This window comes from Brucella rhizosphaerae (assembly GCF_002252475.1).
GTDB classification, from domain to species: domain Bacteria; phylum Pseudomonadota; class Alphaproteobacteria; order Rhizobiales; family Rhizobiaceae; genus Brucella; species Brucella rhizosphaerae.
The window spans coordinates 85,739-104,983 of the sequence record NZ_NNRK01000029.1; the positions used below are offsets into that span (position 1 = coordinate 85,739).

Below are 19,245 nucleotides of genomic sequence, written 5' to 3' on the forward strand. Positions count from 1 at the left end.
AGAACGGGCGGTTTCTTTTTAGCTATGCTGCTTTCGTTCGAGCCAGATCTTCAGAACGAGCGTTAGAAGCGCAATACCAGCCAGTGTTGAAGCAGCCGCAAAAGCGCCGGCAACATTATAATCATTGAACAGAAGTTCGACCTGCAACGGCAGCGTATTGGTTTTGCCGCGAATAGCACCAGATACGACCGACACGGCACCAAATTCGCCCATGACGCGCGCATTGCAAAGCACAGCGCCATAAAGCAACGCCCACTTAATGTTGGGCAAAGTGACGTAGAAAAATGTCTGCCACGCGTTGGCACCGAGCGTAAGGGCTGCCTCTTCCTCATCACTGCCCTGCACTTCCATCAGCGGGATCAGCTCACGCGCCACAAAAGGCGATGTCACAAACAGGCTCACCAGAAAGATCGCCGGAACCGTGAACATCACCTTCACATCATAAGATTCGAGTAACGGCCCGAGCAGGCCTTGCGAACCATAGAGGAAGAGATAGGTCACACCAGCAACAATCGGTGAAACCGAGAACGGGATTTCCACGAAGGTAATCAACAGTCTTCGGCCCGGGAAGCGAAACTTCGTGACGAGCCACGCAACGCAAATACCGAATGCCATGTTGATCGGCACGACGACAATCGCAGTAAGAATGGTCAGCCAGATGGCATGCAGCGTATCAGGCTTGAGGATCTCGCCGAAAAAGACGCCAACGCCCTTGCTGAAGGCATAAGAAAAAATAAGCGCCAGCGGTGCGCCGATACAAATGATCGACAGAATGGTCGCCAGCCAGATCAGCAGGTTGCGCATAGGTCCGGGCGCATTGCGCGCCTGTTGGCTCGCACTAGCGCTCTGCATAACGAAGCTGCCTTGCCTGAATAAGATTGGTCACGAGTAGCATAAAGAACGCCATCAGCAACATGACGGAGGCCAAAGCGGCTGCGGCCGGATAATCATATTCGTCCAGCCGAATGAAAACGAGTAGCGACGTCACTTCCGTTTCAAAGGGCAAATTACCGGAGATGAAAACAATCGATCCAAATTCGCCGAGGCTGCGCGCAAATGACAGCGACGCACCAGCGAGAAAAGCCGGAAAAATCGTTGGCCAGATAATGTGCGAGAAAACCTGCCATGGACTTGCACCCAAACTGCGTGCGGCCTCTTCCACATCCGCACTCATGTCTTCAAGCACCGGCTGTACCGTCCGGATGACAAAGGGGATGCTGGTGAAGAACATGGCAATCATGATACCGAGCGGCGCATAGGCAACCTTGATACCAAGTGGCTCCAAATAGCGACCAAACCAACCATTTGGCGCAAACAACGTCACCAGTGCCAAACCGGCAATGGCAGTTGGCAGCGCGAACGGCAGATCAACTGCCGCATCAATCAATCGCTTACCCGGAAACTGATAACGTGACAGCACCCAGGCCAGCAACAAGCCAAACAGTCCATTGAGAATAGTGGCAACAGCAGCAGCGCTTAACGTTATGCGGTAAGTTGCCAGTGCGCGATCCGATGTGACGATCCTCCAGAAATCACTCCAGCCAAGGCTCGCAGTTTTCAAGATCATTGCCAGAAGCGGCAGGGCTACAATGATAGCCAGATAAAGCAAAGTACAGCCAAGGGTCAGTCCGAACCCCGGCAGCACCGAATTGCGTTTCATGCTCAGAAGCGACACTGGATTTTTCCAAAAGAAAGGCGAGAGCTGGATGCTCTCGCCAGATAGTCCTGTTTACTTAGCTGTGAACAGCTGATCAAGCACACCGCCTTCGGCAAAGTGATCTTTCTGCACTTTTTCCCAACCGCCGAAAGCATCTTCGACTGTTACCAGACGCACATCCGGATAAATATCCTTGTGCCTGGCGATCACGTCCTTGTCGTGTACGCGATTGAAGTTCTGCGCGAGAATTTCCTGACCTTCCGGTGCGTAAAGGTAATTGAGATAAGCTTCCGCGATCTTGCGCGAACCACGCTTGTCCACGACCTTATCCACCACCGTTACAGGGAACTCAGCCAGCAGGCTGACTTCGGGCACAACAACATCATATTTGTCTTCGCCCAGAACCTTCTCGGTGCCACGTGTCTCGGCTTCGAAGGTTACGAGTACATCGCCAATGCCGCGTTCGGCAAAGGTAGTCGTTGCACCACGACCACCGGTATCAAACACCGGCACGTTCTTGAAGATCTTACCGATAAACTCACGAACCTTTTCCTGGTCGCCTTTGAACGCTTCATTGGCATACGCAGTCGCTGCCAGATAGGTATAGCGTGCATTACCAGAAGTCTTAGGGTTCGGGAAAACGACCTTTACATCTTCGCGTGCAAGGTCATCCCAGTTCTTGATCCCCTTCGGATTGCCTTCACGGACAAGGAAAGCAGGGAATGAATAGTAAGGCGAGGAATTATTCGGCAAACGCTGCTGCCAATCGGCAGGGATCAGGTTACCTTTGTCATGCAGAACCTGAACGTCAGTCACCTGATTGAAGGTCACGACATCAGCTTCAAGGCCTTCCAGAATAGAGCGGGCCTGCTTAGATGAACCAGCATGGGACTGATTGACTGTGAGATCTTCACCCGTCTTCGTCTTCCAGTCAGCAACGAATGCTTTGTTGACCTGCTCATACAACTCACGCGCGATATCATACGAAACGTTGAGAATTTCCTTTGGCTCATCAGCATGAACAGGAGCCGCGCCCAGGCCAAGCGCCACAGCCGCGTATAGAATAATTTTCTTCATAGATTGCACCCTTCTCACTTTGCTTGCGCAAAGCGCCCATAAATCGACTTCAGTCAGAGCGCCGGGCACCCTCTTGGACCCACAAAGGACGCTCTAAACTATTGAATCTGTGCATCAAGCTTCCAAAAACCGATTCCGATTTTTGGGCCTGTGCTATAGGAAACAAATCTACAGTGAGAGCAGCAAGAATCAATCTAAATCATTGATTTAAATATATAAACTACTTTCGCAATCATTCTTGGAACGTGCGCCTAATTACAAAATGAGCATGAGAAAAATTTTCCACTGAACCGCCGTTCAAGGAAATAAAAACAAGAAAGCCGGGAACAAATGCTCCCGGCTTTCGAAACTTTTTTCAAATTTTGTCGTCTACCAGAAACCACGATGCTGCCAGCACCACAGAAAACTCTGTTCACCGCGCTCAAGACGGCTACGACGCCGCTCAGCTATTTCTTCGGCGTTCAGCTTCATTCCCCGCCAAGGCTGCTCGAGATGAGCTGTCATGCGCAATACGGCATCTTTTAAGCCTCGCGCCAGCAGTTGCAGTTTGCGGTTCATAAGAGCCTCCTGTTCGCGCCCGTTTCACGATCGCCACTTCAGTGCCGTGCTTTCGCCGCAACAATGAACGATGGGTTAATTTTGAAGGCTTCTACGATAAAGTCAATATCCGACTTATTTTATAGGAGTTAACAGGGTGAAATATTTTGCGAGCATCTCTGCAGATGCCCGCAAAATTATTCCAGATTACACCTCGTAATCGTAAACGGGTTTAATCCGCACCTTCTCGACATGCCGGCCACTCATGGCCTCGATTGTGAATGCGAACCCATCCGCCACAAAGCTTTCTCCGCCCAGAGGCAGATGCCCCAAATGCCAGAGAATGTAACCTGCAAGGGTCGTGTAGCGATCACCATCATCAACGAGATCCCGCTGAAGGATGCTGCTCAGACGGCGAATATCGGTGAAGCCATCAACAAGATAGCCACCCTGTCCATCCGATTCCGCAACAGCGGCTTCTTCGTCTTCATCAGGAAATTCACCAGCGATTGCTTCAAGAACATCAGTAGGCGTTACAATACCCTCGAACGAGCCGTGCTCATCGACGACAACAGCCAGCTGTACAGGCGAAACACGAAGCTGTTCCATGACCCGCAACACATTGGCGTTTTCATGTATGACCAGCGGCTGCTTGACGATGCTGTCCCAGTCAATTGGCTTTTTATCGCTCATATCGAGCAGCAAATCCTTCACTGAAGCAACACCGACAAACTCATCGACCTGACGACGGGCAATGATTACGCGCGAATGTGAAAGTTTGCGGATCGCCAGATGAAGTTCCGCTTCATCTTCATCAAGATCAAGCCATTCGATTTCGTTTCGCGGCGACATGATCGAGCGCACAGGACGATCTGCAAGATCGAGAACGCCGCGTATCATCTCTTTTTCTTCCGGCAGGAAGACATCGCTGGCTGCGGTTTGCTGAGCAATTACATCAACCGTATCCGACAGGGGATTATCGCCACGATGGCCACCCAGCAGACGCAACACAGCACCAGCGGTTCTTTCACGCAGATCGTTGGTGGTGACCAGTTTCTCACGATTCTTGCGCGCCATCTGGTTCGCAGCCTCAATCAGCACTGAGAAGCCGATAGCCGCGTAGAGATAGCCCTTTGGAATATGGAAGCCGAAACCTTCAACGATCAAACTGAAACCGATCATCATCAGGAAGCCAAGGCAGAGGATAACCACCGTCGGGTGCTTGTTGACAAAGTCCATGAGCGGACGAGAAGCCAACATCATCACCGCGATAGCAATAATCACTGCAATCATCATAACCGGCAAATGCTGCACCATGCCGACAGCCGTGATCACGCTATCGAGCGAGAAGACAGCATCAAGCACCACGATCTGAACGATCACCTGCCAGAAAATTGCATGTGCAACACGGGTATTCTTGGGCCCATGTGCGCCTTCAAGACGCTCATGCAGTTCCATCGTGCCCTTGGCAAGCAAGAACAGACCACCGACCAGCATGATGATATCGCGGCCGGAGAACGAAAGCTCCATCACGGTAACCAATGGCTCGCGCAATGTCACGATCCACGAAATGGATGCGAGCAGCGCAAGGCGCATCAGCAAGGCCAGCGACAGGCCAATTATGCGCGCACGATTACGCTGATGGGGCGGGAGTTTATCGGCCAGAATTGCGATAAAGACGAGATTGTCGATGCCGAGAACAATTTCCAGCACCACCAGGGTCACGAGACCTATCCAGGCATTGGGGTCGGCAATCCAGTCCATGGACCAATCCATGATGTGTCGGCTCCTGTAAGAGCGCATCCCGAAAAGTGTGAAGCAGTTTTCGGACAAGATGCGCGTTAAAACAAACGATCAGAACACCGATCTGATTTCCGCAGATCGGTGTTCTAAATCACAAGAAAGAGGAAACAGAAAAAACGCCGCATGCGTTTCCTTCCCGAGCCGCTGAAACACGGATCGACCAGAAGAAACTGCAAACGGCGTGAGAAAGCTCAAAGCCTGTTAAGTCTGATGCTCCCGTACAGGGAGCGGGACTTCGTGAAGACGAATCGTCAGAACTGTCGTCGGGCATAAAGCGCGATGAACCTTTTAAAGAGACACGAAGCAGGCCCTTTGCCTGCTCCTGAATGCCATATTGTCATATGAACATGTGATCGCTGCATTATGCAGACGCACGGCTTGTGCGCAAGAACATATGTTATTCAGCCGGTGAAACATGCACGCCGCGCTTACGCTCGCGCCGCGGACGGCCCTTGAAGAAGCGCACGCCGATCACTGTTACGACGATCGTCACAACCGTAATGCCAATGACGAACCAGAACATGTGGTCGCCATTCATTTTCGCAAAAGCACCGGAATCGCGACCCGCAAGCCAGCCGCGACCAGCAAGCCAGCCTGGCAGGAACATGACAGGCGCCCAAACCATGGCCGACAGGATGTTGGCTGTCTGGAAACGCTTCTGATCCATCGACATCATGCCCGCGACCATAGGCACGGTACAACGTACTGGTCCGAAGAAACGCCCAAGGAATACCGCGGAAAAACCATACCGTCTGAACAGCAGGCGCGCACGCGCCACACCGCTGCGGTACTTGTTCAGCGGCCACTTATGGATAATGCTACGACCGAGCCACCAGCCGATTAAATAAGAAACGATATCGCCGATAACAGCACCGATTATCGCGCCGATGATGATTGGCCAAGGCTCAACGATCCCGGCACCGACCAGACCACCAATCGCAAGCATGATCGGCGTGGCTGGAATGAACATTCCGATAATAGCGAGAGACTCGCCGAAGGCTATAATGCCCACGATAGGACCCGCCCATGTCCGATGATCGGAAATGAACTGCCCGAGATCGCTAATTATGCTTTCCATTCCGTCCTCAAAATGCCGCTAACCGGATTATGAAGCCGCAAAGCAGCTTCGGGTTTTCTAAAACGAGGACAATCCGGTGCATGAACCCCTCGCCTGCCTGCGCATCGCAAACGCTTGCAGCATTTTTACTCAATGGCAAAAATCATACTTGCTTATCAAGTCTTTTATATGCCCAACCATCTCAGACAAGCATCAAAAATTGATGACATGACTGCGACATTTGCAGCGCAAATGATTTAGCCCAGACGAATAATGCCAGTCCCCTCAATTGCGCGGCATGGACATGCCCGAACGAGCTTTGCAAATATGGAAATTTACAAGGCCGGTTACAACATCGAGCCGAAAAAATGATTCAAAAACAGAATCATGCGTGATTTGATTCCTTTCGAATATTCATTTCTCAGCAATTAAAACGATTAGTCGTTACTTATACACGAAATGCGTGCAAAAGGCATTTTGAGAAAACCTCGCATTCCCGGGCTTTTTGAAAAGCACTCCACTTTTTTTCGGTTTTTTTCGATTGAAGGCTAGACAGACAGAAAAGCGGCCTTTATAGAACCGCTCACCTCACCGGGGCCGCTGCCTCGGAGAAGCGAGTGGGTGATTAGCTCAGTTGGTAGAGCAGCTGACTCTTAATCAGCGGGTCGTAGGTTCGATCCCTACATCACCCACCATTTTCTCCTCTTCTTACAAAGAGTTACCGCTGATTACCCGATGGCCGGACGATAAGGCCTCTGCCCTTTCGCGGGCTTTGAATGTGCTTTTCACTCCCTGGAAATATCGAGCATAAATAGCGACGGCCACGCATAATTAAACATGGCGAAACTGTTGCTGTGGGATTATGAGTGCCTCATGACCCCCAAAAGCCTTGGTTACACATTTACGCTTGTTGCCGTCGCCATTTTCGCTGCGCAGGACGGCATCTCGAAATATCTCGGATCGCATTACTCACCGATATTTATCACGATGGTGCGGTACTGGGCTTTTGCCGTGTTTGTGATTCTGCTTGCCACCAGATCCGGGGGCATTGCTCGTGCAGCTGCAACCAAGCGCCCTCTGTTACAGATTTTTCGCGGAGTGCTGCTCGCCGCGGAAATTGTTGTCTTCGTATTCGGCCTGAGCAGGGTCGGTATGGCCATGGCACAGTCAATCTTTCAGGTAGGACCTCTGCTCGTCACGATGCTCTCTGTGCCCTTCCTGGGCGAGCAGGTGGGCTGGCGTCGATGGACGGCCATTGTCGTTGGACTGTTTGGCGTTCTGCTCATCATTGACCCGACGCATGTCCATTTCGACTGGAACCTGTTGTTCCCGCTAACGGCAACAACAATGTTTGCAATTTACGTAATCGCGACACGTGCTGTCAGCAAATACGACAGTGCGATGACCAGTTTCTTCTATACGGGCATTGGCGGTGCGGTTGTTCTTACAGCGGTTGGCCTGTTTCATCTGGAACCGATTGCCCCTCACGATTGGCCGTGGATGGCAGCCCTCTGCGCCTGCGGCATTGCAAGCCATTACTGCCTCATTCGGGCCTATGACATTCTCGAAGCGGGTGAAGTACAGCCCCTCACATACTTACAGCTCGTCATCGGCGCTTTCATTGCCGTCCTCGTGTTCCATGAACAACTGACCTGGAACGTCATCGCAGGCGCAAGCATCGTTGTGGCAGCAGGTCTCTTCTCCATGTTCAGAGAAAGATACCTCGCAAAGAAGCCATCATAACATTACGAATTATTAATTGGCTTGTTCATATCAGGTTCACCTAATATGGCCGACATTACTCACACGCCAATCAATGGCGCCCTTGTATAGAGTGATGGAGTCAAAGCACTATGAAATCGAAGACATTGTATATTGCCGTAATCGCATCGGCATTGCTTTCAGCCCCTGCGTTTGCTCAGGATAACTCGAGCGATAATACAGACAAGTCGGCGACGGATACTTCCATTACGCAAAATGATGGAGCCAAAGGCAAGCGTGGCCCGATTGATCTTGAGAAGTTTTCTCGTATGGAAGAATTGAAAGCCGCCGATACCAATGGCGACGGTGTGCTCTCTCGTGAAGAAATCGAAGCACTTGCGCTCAAGCGCATTGTGAGCCGTGCCGCCGACCGCATGGAACGTCGCCTCGACGTCAAGGGCGACGGTAAAATAACGCTGGAAGCGATTGAGAAGCAGCGCCAGAAGGAATTTGCAGCTCTCGACCGCAACGACGATGGCAAACTCGACCGCCACGAACTACGCGCATCGAAAAAGTTCAATCACAATGGCCCGAGAGGTCAGCAACATCACGGCAAAGGCATGATGGAACATCACAAGCCTAAGCCACAGCAGTAATCTCCGTATAAAACAAAAGGCCCCGGGGTTTCCGGGGCCTTTTCTATTTCAGTTCAGGAGCGAATAACGCCCTTCTTGAAAATGATATTGCCATAAAGGCGCTTTTCGCCGGAGCGGATGACTGCATAGGCAGCAGTCGCGCGATCATAGAATGCAAAGCGTTCAATCGCATCGACGGCGATCTTGCGTCCTTCAGCCTTCTCGATGATGGCTTCAAACTCACCAAAAATCGCAGGCGTTTCATTCGGCGCTTCCATCACAGCCACTGGCTTATCGACAAAGTCGTCGAGCGGCAGCAGTGAGAGCACAGCTTCTGCAACATCAGTCGCGCTGACGCCCGGAAAGTCCAGAACCTGCACGCCAGAAGCCTGTGCAGGATAATTAGCGTCAACAATAACCAGATCGTCGCCATGGCCCATATCCGCAAGCACTTCGAGAAGTGATCCGGTGAGCAATGGATTTATGTTTTTAAGCATTGGATGAATTCCGAATGATGGAGTTTTAATTCCCTCACCCTATCGCATCGTCCCATAAATCGATATCGATTTTTAGAAAGCACAATGCGTCGATTCAAGGCTTCAGAGCGGCCGAGAAATGCAAACGCCGGCTGAATTCAGCCGGCGTTTCTTATTGATCAATCGACGGGAAAAAGCCCTTACTCAGCCTTCGCCTCGATATCAACCTTTTCGAGCAGCGATAGCGGATCCTGCGATGCAGCAACCATTTCCAGCGCACCAATACCTCTGTCGGATTTCGACTTCACCGTCAGTTCAAAAACATTCGGCTTTGCAAGGAAAGTGGAGAATGCGGTAATCGCATCCTGAAGCTTTGGCTGGTCAGCGGCAAGTTCCTGCAGAACTGCACTGGCAATCAACGTCAGCGTGCTACGCGCTTCATCCACCGTCATGTCATTTTCTTCGGCATAGAACTGAAGGCCCTTGGCGATCATGCCCTGCTCTTCGATCTTAAGCTTCACTTCGCGAGCCTTGAGACCGAGAAGCGCAACCTGTGCCATCACCTTGTCACCCGAGAAGAACTCCTTGGTGAAACCACCCATCAGACCAGACATGGAAACCTTGCCCATATCCTTACCGCTGAGCGAAAGATCCTTGATGATCAGGCTCTGGCTTGCTTCATCCCAGTTTGCTTCCAGATTGGACGAAATCGTCACGCGATCATAACCGAGCTTACGCAGCTGCTGATACATTTCTTCACTGCTGTTTGCAGGAAGAGGCAGCGACATATCTTCATAAGCAACGCGAATATCAGTCGGAATACCGTTAAACGGCTTATTCAGCGCAAGCTCATAGCTTTTCATGCTGAACTTGATACGTTCCGGCAGGCCGGACGCTGGTGGCGTTGCTGTGCCGTCCTGATCTTCTTCAACATCGACGTCGTCATTGGCGTGGCTATCACCCGGAAGATCGGCATCAACACCCTTGATAACCAATGTGCCAAATTCAGGCAGCATCGTCGTGAACGGGAAATTTTCCATTTCCTCTTCACTCAGACCGGCGAACTTTGTCACGGCATCTGCTGAAGGCGCCCAGTTAAAGCCCTTGAGTGAGAACTCTTCCAGCTTCATATAGTCTGTGCCGTTGCCAACCGAGAAGCCATTCATCGACATGTCGAGCTTCTTGTTGTCGAAGGCCATCATCATTTTGTCGATGCTGCCTTCACCTTCCTTACCTTCGCCCGGCTTAATCTTCATGCCGGTCATTTCGATATCGCCCTTGCCGATCGTATCGAAGATGCCGATCAGGCGCATGAAGAACTCTTTACGTTCTTCCGGCGGAAGGTCATCGAGATTCTTGACAGTTTCAAGCTTCTGAAGCGTTTCTGTAAATGGTTCAGCTGGCAAACGCATTGTGAAACCGTTGCTGCTGACTTCATCGTAGCTGAAGCTCGTCTTTGTGCCCTTTACAACAATGTTCTTGGCAGAAAACGGACCATAAACCGGTTTGGCTTCCGTATCGTTAGGTCCGGCTTTGTCAGTGTAAAGACGCGCGATGAATACGCCGTCGATATCCTTACCTTCGGAAACGCCGATCGTGCCCGCCAAACGCTCTTCGTTGATCGTGCCATTTTCGTCAGGCAACGAAAGGTCGATATCGAAGGTTGCCCCGCCAGAGGAATAGCGGGCGACATGGCCATGAACGACGTCTTCCAGAACCACATCCTTGTAGGATGTCTTCTGTTCTTTTCCATTCAACATCTGAACAATGTTGATTTCCGGTACAGACATGCGCTTGGCCGAAACACGACCCACACGCTCTGCAAGGCTCAGCTCGCCATTGCCAAACGTATCGCGAAGCATCTGAATATCAAAGTTCGCGTCGTCGATGCGAACACTTGGCACAGAAATCCTGAACTGCGCGACCTCGGTATTGATACCCTTGGCATCAAGCATGCCATTGAGGAACAAAATCTTCGGGCGCCCCTCAACTGAAGCAATGCGCATATCGGTGCCATCTTTGAGCGGAAGAACAACATCCGTCAGATGAATGCGACCGAAAAAGTCAGCAGAAGCGGAAGCCGCCTTGCCGCCACGTCTTTCAAGCTGAGCGTTGATTGTCTTCTCGAGGGTAATCTTGTATCCGACCGCACCTGCTGCGGCGATGGCGATGACTGCTACAGCTGCCCAAAGCGCTTTGCGTCCGCCTTTGCGTTTTCCGCTCGTTGCCTGCTCCACGATTTCTCATCCTTTTAGCGCAATTTCAACGGTATCTAAGGACTGATTGGTTAATCACAAGAAATTGTAAGAGCAAGCAGGATCACTAAAGTTTGGAATTTTTTGACTATTCGGTGCAAAAATCCTGCACATTTGGGAAGGATTTTGCACAGAATTGTCTGGCTGGAGCGTCAAAGCGGCTTCTCAGGGTGCGGTGACGAATCGTATGCACCCCAGATCGACTGGTCAAAATTAACGATCGCACCCGTCATAAGCCCGGACTCAGAAGACGCGAGAAATGCAATCGCACGAGCAACTTCGGCAGGATCAATCAAACGGCCAAATGGCTGTGCCTTCACGGCTTCATCAAGCCAGTTGGCGGGCGCACCATGAAATTCGCGCTGTATACGATCTTCGCCATCCGATGCCATCCAGCCAATATTAAGGCTGTTGACGCGGATACGATTGCGTAAAACCGAGTAAGCGACATTGCGGGTCAATGTATCAAGTGCCCCCTTGGAAGCACAGTAAGCTGCGATGAAAGGCTGCCCGCCCATCGAAGACATGGACGATATATTGACAATAGTGCCTTCAACCTTGTCCCGCCGGAACAATTTGATTGCCTCCTGAATGAGGAAGAACGGCGCACGCGTGTTAACGGCAAAAAGTCGATCAAACAATTCAGGCGTGGTGTCGAGTATATCACCGCGATCCGTCAACCCCGCCGCATTAACAAGGATATCCACTCTGCCAAAGGACTGATCAGCTGCAGCAATTACTTTGCGGCAATCCTCTACCTTCTCAAGGTCAGCCTGAACAAAGACAGCTTTCGCGCCCAGCTTTTCCAATGCATCAACCTGTGCGCTGCCCTTCCCGGCGGAACGCCCGCAGATCACAATGCCATTTGCGCCCCGTTCTGCAAAAAGCCGCGCCGTGGCCGCACCAAGTCCCTGGGTTCCGCCAGTGATGACAGCAACCTTACCGGTCAATTGTCCGCTCATTCTTAACTCCAATAACTGGCCTAAACACGTCCACCGAGTTCGGATGTCAGCGCAGCCAGTTCCTGTCCGCCCGCCATCAAGCTCTGCAACTCGTCCATATCGACATCCTCTTTCGTGCGCGTTCCGAGCGTGGCACCGCGATTGAGCACCGTGAACTTGTCACCAACAGCATGCGCATGACGCACATTATGCGTGATGAAAATCACTCCAAGCCCACGTTCACGCACAAGATTGATGTATTTCAGCACCATTGCTGTCTGACGTACACCAAGGGCGGACGTCGGCTCATCTAGGATCAGCACTTTCGCACCAAAATACACCGCACGCGCAATCGCCACACATTGCCGCTCGCCCCCCGAAAGCGTTCCAACCGCTTGCTGAGGATCGCGCACATCGATGCCGATCTTCTTCATCTCCTCACGCGTCACATCTTCTGCAAACTGCGCGTCAAACCAGCGAAGTGGCCCAATGCCCCTGGTCGGTTCGCGACCGAGAAAGAAATTCCGCATAACAGACATGAGCGGGATCATGGCAAGGTCCTGATAGACGGTTGCAATACCATGATCGAGCGCATCGCGCGGACTGTTGAAGGTCACCTGTTTGCCTTCGACGAAAAACTCACCGCTCGTTGGCTTGTGGACGCCGGAAAGTGTCTTAATCAGCGTCGATTTACCTGCGCCGTTATCGCCGAGCAGACAATGCACCTGCCCTGGCTCTACACTGAGTGATACACCATTCAGTGCAATAACCGGACCAAAGTGTTTGACGAGATTGCGAACTTCAATGATTGGGGTTGTCATGACTTACCTTCCCTATCAACGCTCGCCAGTGGCGCGCTTACGAATGAAGTTATTGAAGAGAACGGCGATCAGCAGCATTCCGCCAAGGAAAACCAGATACCAGTCCTGATCAATCGTCGTGTAAGTCAGGCCGATCAGCACCATGCCGAAGATGATCGAGCCAAAGAACGCACCAATCGCCGAGCCATAACCGCCTGTCAGCAGACATCCGCCGATGACCGCCGCGATGATCGCCTCAAACTCCTTCTGAAATCCGCGGCGGGCATCCGTCGATCCGGCATCAAGCACGGTGAGAATTGCAACGAGCGCTGCGGCCATCGCCGTACACATGAAAAGGATGGTCTTCACGCGGCGGACAGGGACACCGGAATTGCGCGCTGCCAGCGCGTCACCACCTGATGCAAAAATCCAGTTGCCAAAACGCGTCCGCACCAGAACATACGTGGCCAGTAATGCGATACCGATAAACCAAAGCACTTCCACAGGAACGCCCTTGACCGTCGGCTGTCCGTTCGGGAATTTTGCGATTAGGTCATTTTCTGCAAGCCACGCGAAGAGCCCCTGAAAAGCATCGCCCGAAAACAATCCCGCGAGATAGCTGGTACCAACGGCTTCCTTCACACCGCGCAACTGTGTCGCGCCACCTGTCGCCCATTTGAGACCGACCAGCGAAAGCCCGCGCAGAATGAAGAGAAATGCCAGCGTTACAATGAAGGACGGCAGTCCGGTTTTGAGAACAATCTGCGCATTGATCGCGCCAATGAGAGCTGCAAAAACCAGCGTCAGAATGATCGCAATGATAAGAGGCACCTGCAAAACGACCAGCGCTGCTGCAAATATCAGTCCAGCGAAAGCAATCATTGATCCGATGGAAAGGTCGAACTCCCCACCAATCATCAGCAGTGCAGCAGCAACGGCCAGAATGCCTAGCTGAGAAGCAGGTGCCATGAAATTCATGATACCGGCGGCGGTAAACATCGCAGGATTGGCAGTCGATAAGAAGAAGATCGTAATGAGCACAAGCCCGGAAACCGCACCCAGTTCAGGCCGGCTCAACATCCGCTGCAACGGACTGGCATTTTTCAGCCGTTCATCGCTCTGTGCAGCAGTGATAGCCGGGCTATTTGCGGTTGCCTGAGCAGGCTGTTCCGGTGAGTTTGGCTCACTCATGATTTCCTCCTTCAAGCGCATCCCCGAAAAGTGCAAAACAGCTTTCAGAAATATGCGCATATAAACAAATACTTAGAGCAACACGTTGATTCAATCTGAGAAAAACGTGCTCTAACCCTCGCAGCATTATTCAGGGTACAGGTGCCCGTTCCCGCCCATTTACATGGGCGGGTGAGGCATTCTGAAATTACGCTTTGTTAGCGAATGCCCTTGGCAGACAGTTCAACCACCTGCTTGGCCTTGTCCTTGGTGATCAGGTTTGGTCCCGAAGGCACATTACCACCTGGCATCAGACCATATTTTGCATTGAGCGCAAGGAATGCGACCGGCAGGTAACCCTGCAGGAACTGTTGCTGATCAATTGCGAAATCCGCCTTGCCACTTTCAACTGCTTCAAGGAAGCCAGCCGACATATCGAAAGTCGCGATATGAATGCCTTCTCGCCCACTTTCCGAAGCGGCCTTCACTGCTGGTTCGCCGGCAAGTGTCGCGTTAAGGGTCAGGATCGTATCGACGGCAGTATCGGACGCAAGTGCTGCGCGGACCTTGGATTCGTTTTCAGTCGGATCAGCCGATGTCGGCAGAACGGACACATCGCCAAAGCCTTCCTTGAAACCTGCGCAACGTTGATCAAGCGAGACATTGCCGACTTCCTGATTGACGCAAATGCCCTTCTTGCCACCAGCCTTTTTCAGAGCTTCACCGGCAACCTTGCCAGCATCGAACTCGTCCTGACCGACATGCAGCAAAGCGCCAAGCTTCTTGGATGCATCGGATCCGGAATTCATCTAAATAACCGGAATACCTGCCGCAACTGCCCGTTCAATCGACGGTCCAAGTGCGTCCGCATCCGGGATAGAAACGACGATCCCCTGTGGATTCTGATTAATTGCAGCATCGATCAATTGTGCCATCTGCACCATATCGAACGTTTCAGGAGCACGATAGTCAACCTTCGCACCCGTATCCTTGGCGGCTTCTGCAACGCCATTCTTTACAACCGACCAGAATGGATCGGATGCCTGACCGTGGCTGACAACCACGATGCTGACTTCCTGTGCCTGCGCTGCGAAAGACGCAGCCATGAGCGCAACACCAGCAACTGCCGATTTCAAAAGAGATTTCATGTTCACTCCTCCCTGCCCGGCACTCCCCGCCGGTTTGTTAATTTATCTGCATCTTATTCAGAGCTAATTCCGGGGCTGCCTCCACGCATTTATTCCCGGCAATTTCGCTCCGACTTTCGATCCTTAATAGAATGAAACATTCATTAGAAATTTGTCGTGGAATTATAATTCCATTTCTGTTAGCTCATGTCAATCACATAAGCTACAGTCGAAATGCATCCTGAAAAGCAGGAAACAGTTTTTAAATTTTGCTCTGGGAGGAGAAAATGGCTGTTGTAACGGGTCTGATCGGATCTGGCTTCATGGGGAAGACCCATGCTCTTGCCCTTGCTAATGTAAACCGGGTTTTTGACCTTCCGATAACGGTTGAACTACACATGCTGGCGGACGTGGATGAAACCACCGCCAGCCGGGCTGCACGACAGCTTGGCTTCGCTCATTCAACCGGAAACTGGCATGACCTGATCACTGATGCGGCCATTGATCTCGTGGATATCACCACACCAAATCGCTTTCACAAGGAAATGGCGCTAGCAGCAATTAATGCAGGCAAGCATGTCTATTGCGAAAAGCCTCTCGCGCCCACGGCCGCAGAATGCCTTGAAATGACATTGGCAGCAGAACGCAGAGGCATTAAAACTGCTGTCGGGTTCAATTATCTCAAGAACCCGATGATCAAGTTGGCAAAAGACATCATCGACAGTGGCGAAATCGGCGAGATCAGAAATTTCCGTGGCATTCATGCGGAAGATTTCATGGCAGATGACCGCATTCCATGGACGTGGCGGCTTGATCCCGCTGGCGGAGGCGGAGCGCTCGCTGATATTGGCAGCCATATCATTGCAGCCGCGCGCTATCTGGTTGGCCCGATTGCAGAAGTGATGGGGAAGAGCGTGACCGCAATCGCTGAACGTCCCGATTACGCTAATCCATCACAGATGAAAGCGGTAGAAGTCGATGATATCTGCCATGCTTTTGTGTCATTCGAGAATGGCGCGACGGGAACGCTCGAAGCCAATTGGGTGGCAAGTGGGCGCAAAATGCAGCATGACTTTGAGATATCGGGTTCCAAGGGTTCCATCTTTTTCTCGCAGGAACGCTTCAACGAACTCGACCTGTTTCTATTTTCGGACAAAAAAGGGCAGCAAGGCTTCCGCAAGATTTTCGCTGGCCCCGATCATGAGCCCTACGGCGCATTCTGTGTGGCAGGCGGCCATCAGATTGGCTTCAATGATTTGAAAACAATCGAAGTACGAGACTTTCTGCTGAGCATCGCAGGGCACAATACAAATCACGCGGATTTCCGCGAGGGTTATGAAGTCCAGAAGACGGTCGAGGCAATCTATAGTTCCAGTCGCAAGCGGCAATGGGAGAAGGTATAGCTACCGGAGGCGCCTGCGCGCATGAACGATGAATTCGTCATCGATCTTCATCAGATGCGCGTCAATTCCGTAAATATCCTTCAAGAGCGCCGGGGTCAGTACATCTTCCGGCGCACCATCTGCAACCAGCCTGCCTTTGTTGAGTACAATCAGGCGAGTGCAATATTTCGCTGCCAGACCAAGATCATGCAGAGAGGCGATCACCGTCCTCTTCTCCTGAGCAAGTTCGGCAAACAGCTCCATCAACTCCAGCTGATGCGCCGGGTCCAGTCCTGCAACCGGCTCATCAGCCAAAATGATAGGTGTATCCTGCGCCAATACACGAGCAATCAATGCTCGTGCTCTTTCGCCTCCAGAAAGCTCATTGGCCGGGCGTGAGGCAAGTTCAGCGACACCCATGCGCTGCAAGGCCGTTTCGACAATTGCTTCATCGTGCCTGTCCAGCCCGGCAAAAACTGGCTTTAACGCCGAACGCCCAAGCGAAACAAGCGTTCTGACCGTAACCGGCCATGCCACATCGCGCTCCTGCGGAAGATACGCAATGACCTTCGCACGATCGGCCACACGTATCCTTCTCAGATCATTTCCATCCAACAGGATATCACCCGTCGATACCGTTAGCCCTGAAAGGGCACGCAGCAGTGTCGTTTTTCCGGCACCATTCGGGCCAATCAGACCGATAAGTTCACCCTCACCTGCGTGAAACTCCACAGCTTCGAGCACAGGCTTTCTGGCGAGCGACACATTAAGATTTTTGACTGAAAAAGAGCTCATACCAGCCGTCTCCGATATTTGAATACCAGCCAGAGGAAGAACGGAGCACCAATAATGGCTGTCAGCACACCAAGCTTCAGTTCACGCCCCGGCATGACAACTCTGACCAGAACATCAGCGGCAAGAAGCAACACGGCACCACCAAAGGCACTGGCAACCAAAAGTCGCGAAGGGCGTGCGCCAACCAGCGGGCGCAGGATATGTGGCACCACCAGCCCCACAAACCCGATTGCACCGGCAACCGCCGTTGATGCACCAACGGCGGCCGCGGTTCCAACAACAGCTAACACCTGAACACGCGAAAGATTGACGCCCATGCTTGCCGCAGCGTCCGAACCCAATGTGAGGCTATCAAGAGCGCGTCCCAACGAAAACAGCATCACCCAGCCAATCAGAATGAAAGGTGCTGCAAGCCATACGTGGGTCATGGACCGGTCGGCTAACGAGCCCAGCATCCAGAATACGATTTCCATAGCAGCAAATGGGTTGGGTGAAAGATTGAGCGCAAGGGCTGTCATTGCACCCGCCAGACTAGTCACGGCAACACCTGCAAGAATGACGGCGAGCGTTCCGGCATGCCGCCCTGCAAGCGCCTTCACCAGAAAGACCGACATAAATGCACCGACCAGCGCCAGCAAAGGCAATGCCAGCGGGAAGACCTGCGACAGCCCCGTATAAATTGCAATCACCGCACCAAGGGAGGCCGAAGAACTCACGCCAAGCAATCCCGGTTCGGCCAGCGGATTGCGCAAATAGCCCTGAAGAGCAGCGCCTGAAAGGCCTAACGAGGCGCCAATCAACAGTGCAAGGAGTGCACGTGGCAAACGGATTTCGCGCATCACCAGCACAATTGCATCGCCCTGCCCGGTCAACAGCGCCCGAACACTGTCACCAACGCTGATCGACGCAGGGCCAACCAGCAGTGAAAGAGAAAATAATGCAATAACCAACAGGACAAGCACAAAAAGCAAAAAATAGAAGCGGCTTGTTTCAGTCACGAGCGACCTCCGCAAGTCTTGCCACCGCCTCAACGCTGAACGGCCCACCACAAACAGTCAGATTATCGTTGAGTGCTACTGTTCGCGTGTGCCCTTCCAGCGCGCGCAATGCCGGATGTTCGAAATTTTCGAATGCCAGCGCCGGCGGTCGCCCGCGTGATCCACGTACCAGAATATCAGGCTTTTCCATCACCAGCATTTCCAGCGGCAGCATCGCCGAGCCACGGACGCCGGCTTTGTCGGCGATATTATCAAGCCCGGCCATGCGGATCGCCTCGTCAATCAGAGTACCGCGCCCCGACGTGTAGCTATTCGCATAATAAAGCGCGACAGTCAGCTTACGATCAGGCCGTTTGATAGCCGAAAGTGCAGCGTCCATCGCAGCAATCTGCGCGTCCGCTTCTTTTTTGCGTCCCAGCAATTCACCCATCCGCTTCATATGTACCGTGATATCTTCAAAGGAACGCGCAGGCGCAAACTCTTCAACACGCACACCCAGATCGCGCAACAATTCGACTGTAGCGCGCGAAGAAAATATTCCAGCCAGCACCAGATCGGGCTTCATGAGGAAGACCTCTTCTGCCTGCCCATGGTTGACCGGCAGCCGCTTTGCCTTCTCCGTCATCACCGACAAAAGCGGATCGCGCGACAAATACGACACTGATTGTAACTGCTTCTCATCGGCGAGTAACATCGCCAGCTGATCGGTGCAGACATTGATCGATACCACACGCTTGGGTGGCTCCTGCGCCTGAGCCGGATGAAAGGCAGCCAGAACCAGCCCCACCACAAGGCAAAGCCTGATTTTCCACAATCCTGGCTGCACTCTCATAT

The 19,245-nt window shown here is 52.2% G+C and carries 17 protein-coding genes, 1 tRNA gene and 1 pseudogene; 4 read left to right on the top strand and 15 right to left on the bottom strand.

Annotated features, from left to right (window positions below):
* Window positions 1–18: 18 nt before the first annotated feature.
* The 6 genes from cysW to CEV32_RS13170 all read right to left on the bottom strand — a co-directional run bounded on the left by cysW (window position 19) and on the right by CEV32_RS13170 (window position 6,152).
* Window positions 19–852, bottom strand: a complete 834-nt coding sequence (gene cysW, locus CEV32_RS13145; protein WP_094577575.1) for a sulfate ABC transporter permease subunit CysW — start codon at window positions 850–852, stop codon at window positions 19–21.
* Window positions 839–1,660, bottom strand: a complete 822-nt coding sequence (gene cysT / locus CEV32_RS13150) for a sulfate ABC transporter permease subunit CysT (RefSeq protein WP_094577865.1) — start codon at window positions 1,658–1,660, stop codon at window positions 839–841. The genes cysW and cysT overlap by 14 nt, the downstream gene beginning before the upstream one ends.
* A gap of 69 nt (window positions 1,661–1,729) precedes the next feature.
* The gene (gene cysP, locus CEV32_RS13155) at window positions 1,730–2,734 is read right to left on the bottom strand and encodes a thiosulfate ABC transporter substrate-binding protein CysP (protein WP_094577576.1); all 1,005 of its coding nucleotides are present in this window, start codon (window positions 2,732–2,734) and stop codon (window positions 1,730–1,732) included.
* 369 nt (window positions 2,735–3,103) lie between these two features.
* The gene (locus CEV32_RS13160; RefSeq protein WP_094577577.1) at window positions 3,104–3,292 is read right to left on the bottom strand and encodes a hypothetical protein; all 189 of its coding nucleotides are present in this window, start codon (window positions 3,290–3,292) and stop codon (window positions 3,104–3,106) included.
* Window positions 3,293–3,478: 186 nt separating this feature from the next.
* Entirely contained in the window at window positions 3,479–5,047 is a 1,569-nt protein-coding gene (locus CEV32_RS13165) for a TerC family protein (RefSeq protein WP_094577578.1), read from the bottom strand.
* Between the two features lie 424 nt (window positions 5,048–5,471).
* Complete coding sequence (locus tag CEV32_RS13170) at window positions 5,472–6,152, bottom strand: DedA family protein (RefSeq protein ID WP_094577579.1); 681 nt, start codon at window positions 6,150–6,152, stop codon at window positions 5,472–5,474.
* 598 nt (window positions 6,153–6,750) lie between these two features.
* Here CEV32_RS13170 and CEV32_RS13180 point away from each other — a divergent pair.
* The 3 genes from CEV32_RS13180 to CEV32_RS13190 all read left to right on the top strand — a co-directional run bounded on the left by CEV32_RS13180 (window position 6,751) and on the right by CEV32_RS13190 (window position 8,488).
* Window positions 6,751–6,826: transfer RNA gene (locus CEV32_RS13180), tRNA-Lys, on the top strand.
* Between the two features lie 178 nt (window positions 6,827–7,004).
* Window positions 7,005–7,874, top strand: coding sequence for a DMT family transporter (locus CEV32_RS13185; RefSeq protein ID WP_094577866.1), 870 nt, complete (start codon window positions 7,005–7,007; stop codon window positions 7,872–7,874).
* Window positions 7,875–7,984: 110 nt separating this feature from the next.
* Entirely contained in the window at window positions 7,985–8,488 is a 504-nt protein-coding gene (locus CEV32_RS13190; RefSeq protein ID WP_094577580.1) for an EF-hand domain-containing protein, read from the top strand.
* Window positions 8,489–8,541: 53 nt separating this feature from the next.
* On the opposite strand, the gene CEV32_RS13195 is transcribed toward CEV32_RS13190, so the two are convergent.
* From CEV32_RS13195 to CEV32_RS13220, 6 genes and pseudogenes are all read right to left on the bottom strand, one after another.
* Complete coding sequence (locus tag CEV32_RS13195) at window positions 8,542–8,964, bottom strand: RbsD/FucU family protein (RefSeq protein ID WP_094577581.1); 423 nt, start codon at window positions 8,962–8,964, stop codon at window positions 8,542–8,544.
* Window positions 8,965–9,143: 179 nt separating this feature from the next.
* Window positions 9,144–11,180 carry a hypothetical protein gene (locus CEV32_RS13200; RefSeq protein WP_094577582.1) on the bottom strand — a complete coding sequence of 679 codons (2,037 nt, stop codon included), beginning with the start codon at window positions 11,178–11,180 and terminating at the stop codon, window positions 9,144–9,146.
* Between the two features lie 170 nt (window positions 11,181–11,350).
* On the bottom strand, window positions 11,351–12,160 hold the full coding sequence (locus tag CEV32_RS13205; RefSeq protein WP_094577583.1) for an SDR family oxidoreductase: 810 nt from the start codon (window positions 12,158–12,160) through the stop codon (window positions 11,351–11,353).
* Window positions 12,161–12,180: 20 nt separating this feature from the next.
* On the bottom strand, window positions 12,181–12,960 hold the full coding sequence (locus CEV32_RS13210) for an ATP-binding cassette domain-containing protein (protein WP_094577584.1): 780 nt from the start codon (window positions 12,958–12,960) through the stop codon (window positions 12,181–12,183).
* A gap of 15 nt (window positions 12,961–12,975) precedes the next feature.
* On the bottom strand, window positions 12,976–14,130 hold the full coding sequence (locus tag CEV32_RS13215; protein ID WP_235818819.1) for an ABC transporter permease: 1,155 nt from the start codon (window positions 14,128–14,130) through the stop codon (window positions 12,976–12,978).
* A gap of 197 nt (window positions 14,131–14,327) precedes the next feature.
* Window positions 14,328–15,257, bottom strand: a pseudogene (locus CEV32_RS13220) (sugar ABC transporter substrate-binding protein).
* Between the two features lie 266 nt (window positions 15,258–15,523).
* On the opposite strand from CEV32_RS13220, the gene CEV32_RS13225 reads away from it, so the two are divergent.
* Window positions 15,524–16,639 (top strand): Gfo/Idh/MocA family protein, encoded by a 1,116-nt coding sequence (locus CEV32_RS13225; protein WP_094577585.1) that lies wholly within the window; start codon window positions 15,524–15,526, stop codon window positions 16,637–16,639.
* Here CEV32_RS13225 and CEV32_RS13230 read toward each other — a convergent pair whose 3' ends face one another.
* Genes CEV32_RS13230 through CEV32_RS13240 form a run of 3 tightly spaced genes read right to left on the bottom strand, consistent with a single transcriptional unit; the run spans window position 16,640 to window position 19,243 of the window.
* Complete coding sequence (locus CEV32_RS13230) at window positions 16,640–17,413, bottom strand: ABC transporter ATP-binding protein (RefSeq protein ID WP_094577586.1); 774 nt, start codon at window positions 17,411–17,413, stop codon at window positions 16,640–16,642.
* On the bottom strand, window positions 17,410–18,411 hold the full coding sequence (locus CEV32_RS13235) for a FecCD family ABC transporter permease (RefSeq protein ID WP_094577587.1): 1,002 nt from the start codon (window positions 18,409–18,411) through the stop codon (window positions 17,410–17,412). Before CEV32_RS13235 ends, CEV32_RS13230 begins: the two co-directional genes overlap by 4 nt.
* On the bottom strand, window positions 18,404–19,243 hold the full coding sequence (locus tag CEV32_RS13240) for an ABC transporter substrate-binding protein (RefSeq protein ID WP_094577588.1): 840 nt from the start codon (window positions 19,241–19,243) through the stop codon (window positions 18,404–18,406). The genes CEV32_RS13235 and CEV32_RS13240 overlap by 8 nt, the downstream gene beginning before the upstream one ends.
* Window positions 19,244–19,245: the final 2 nt, after the last annotated feature.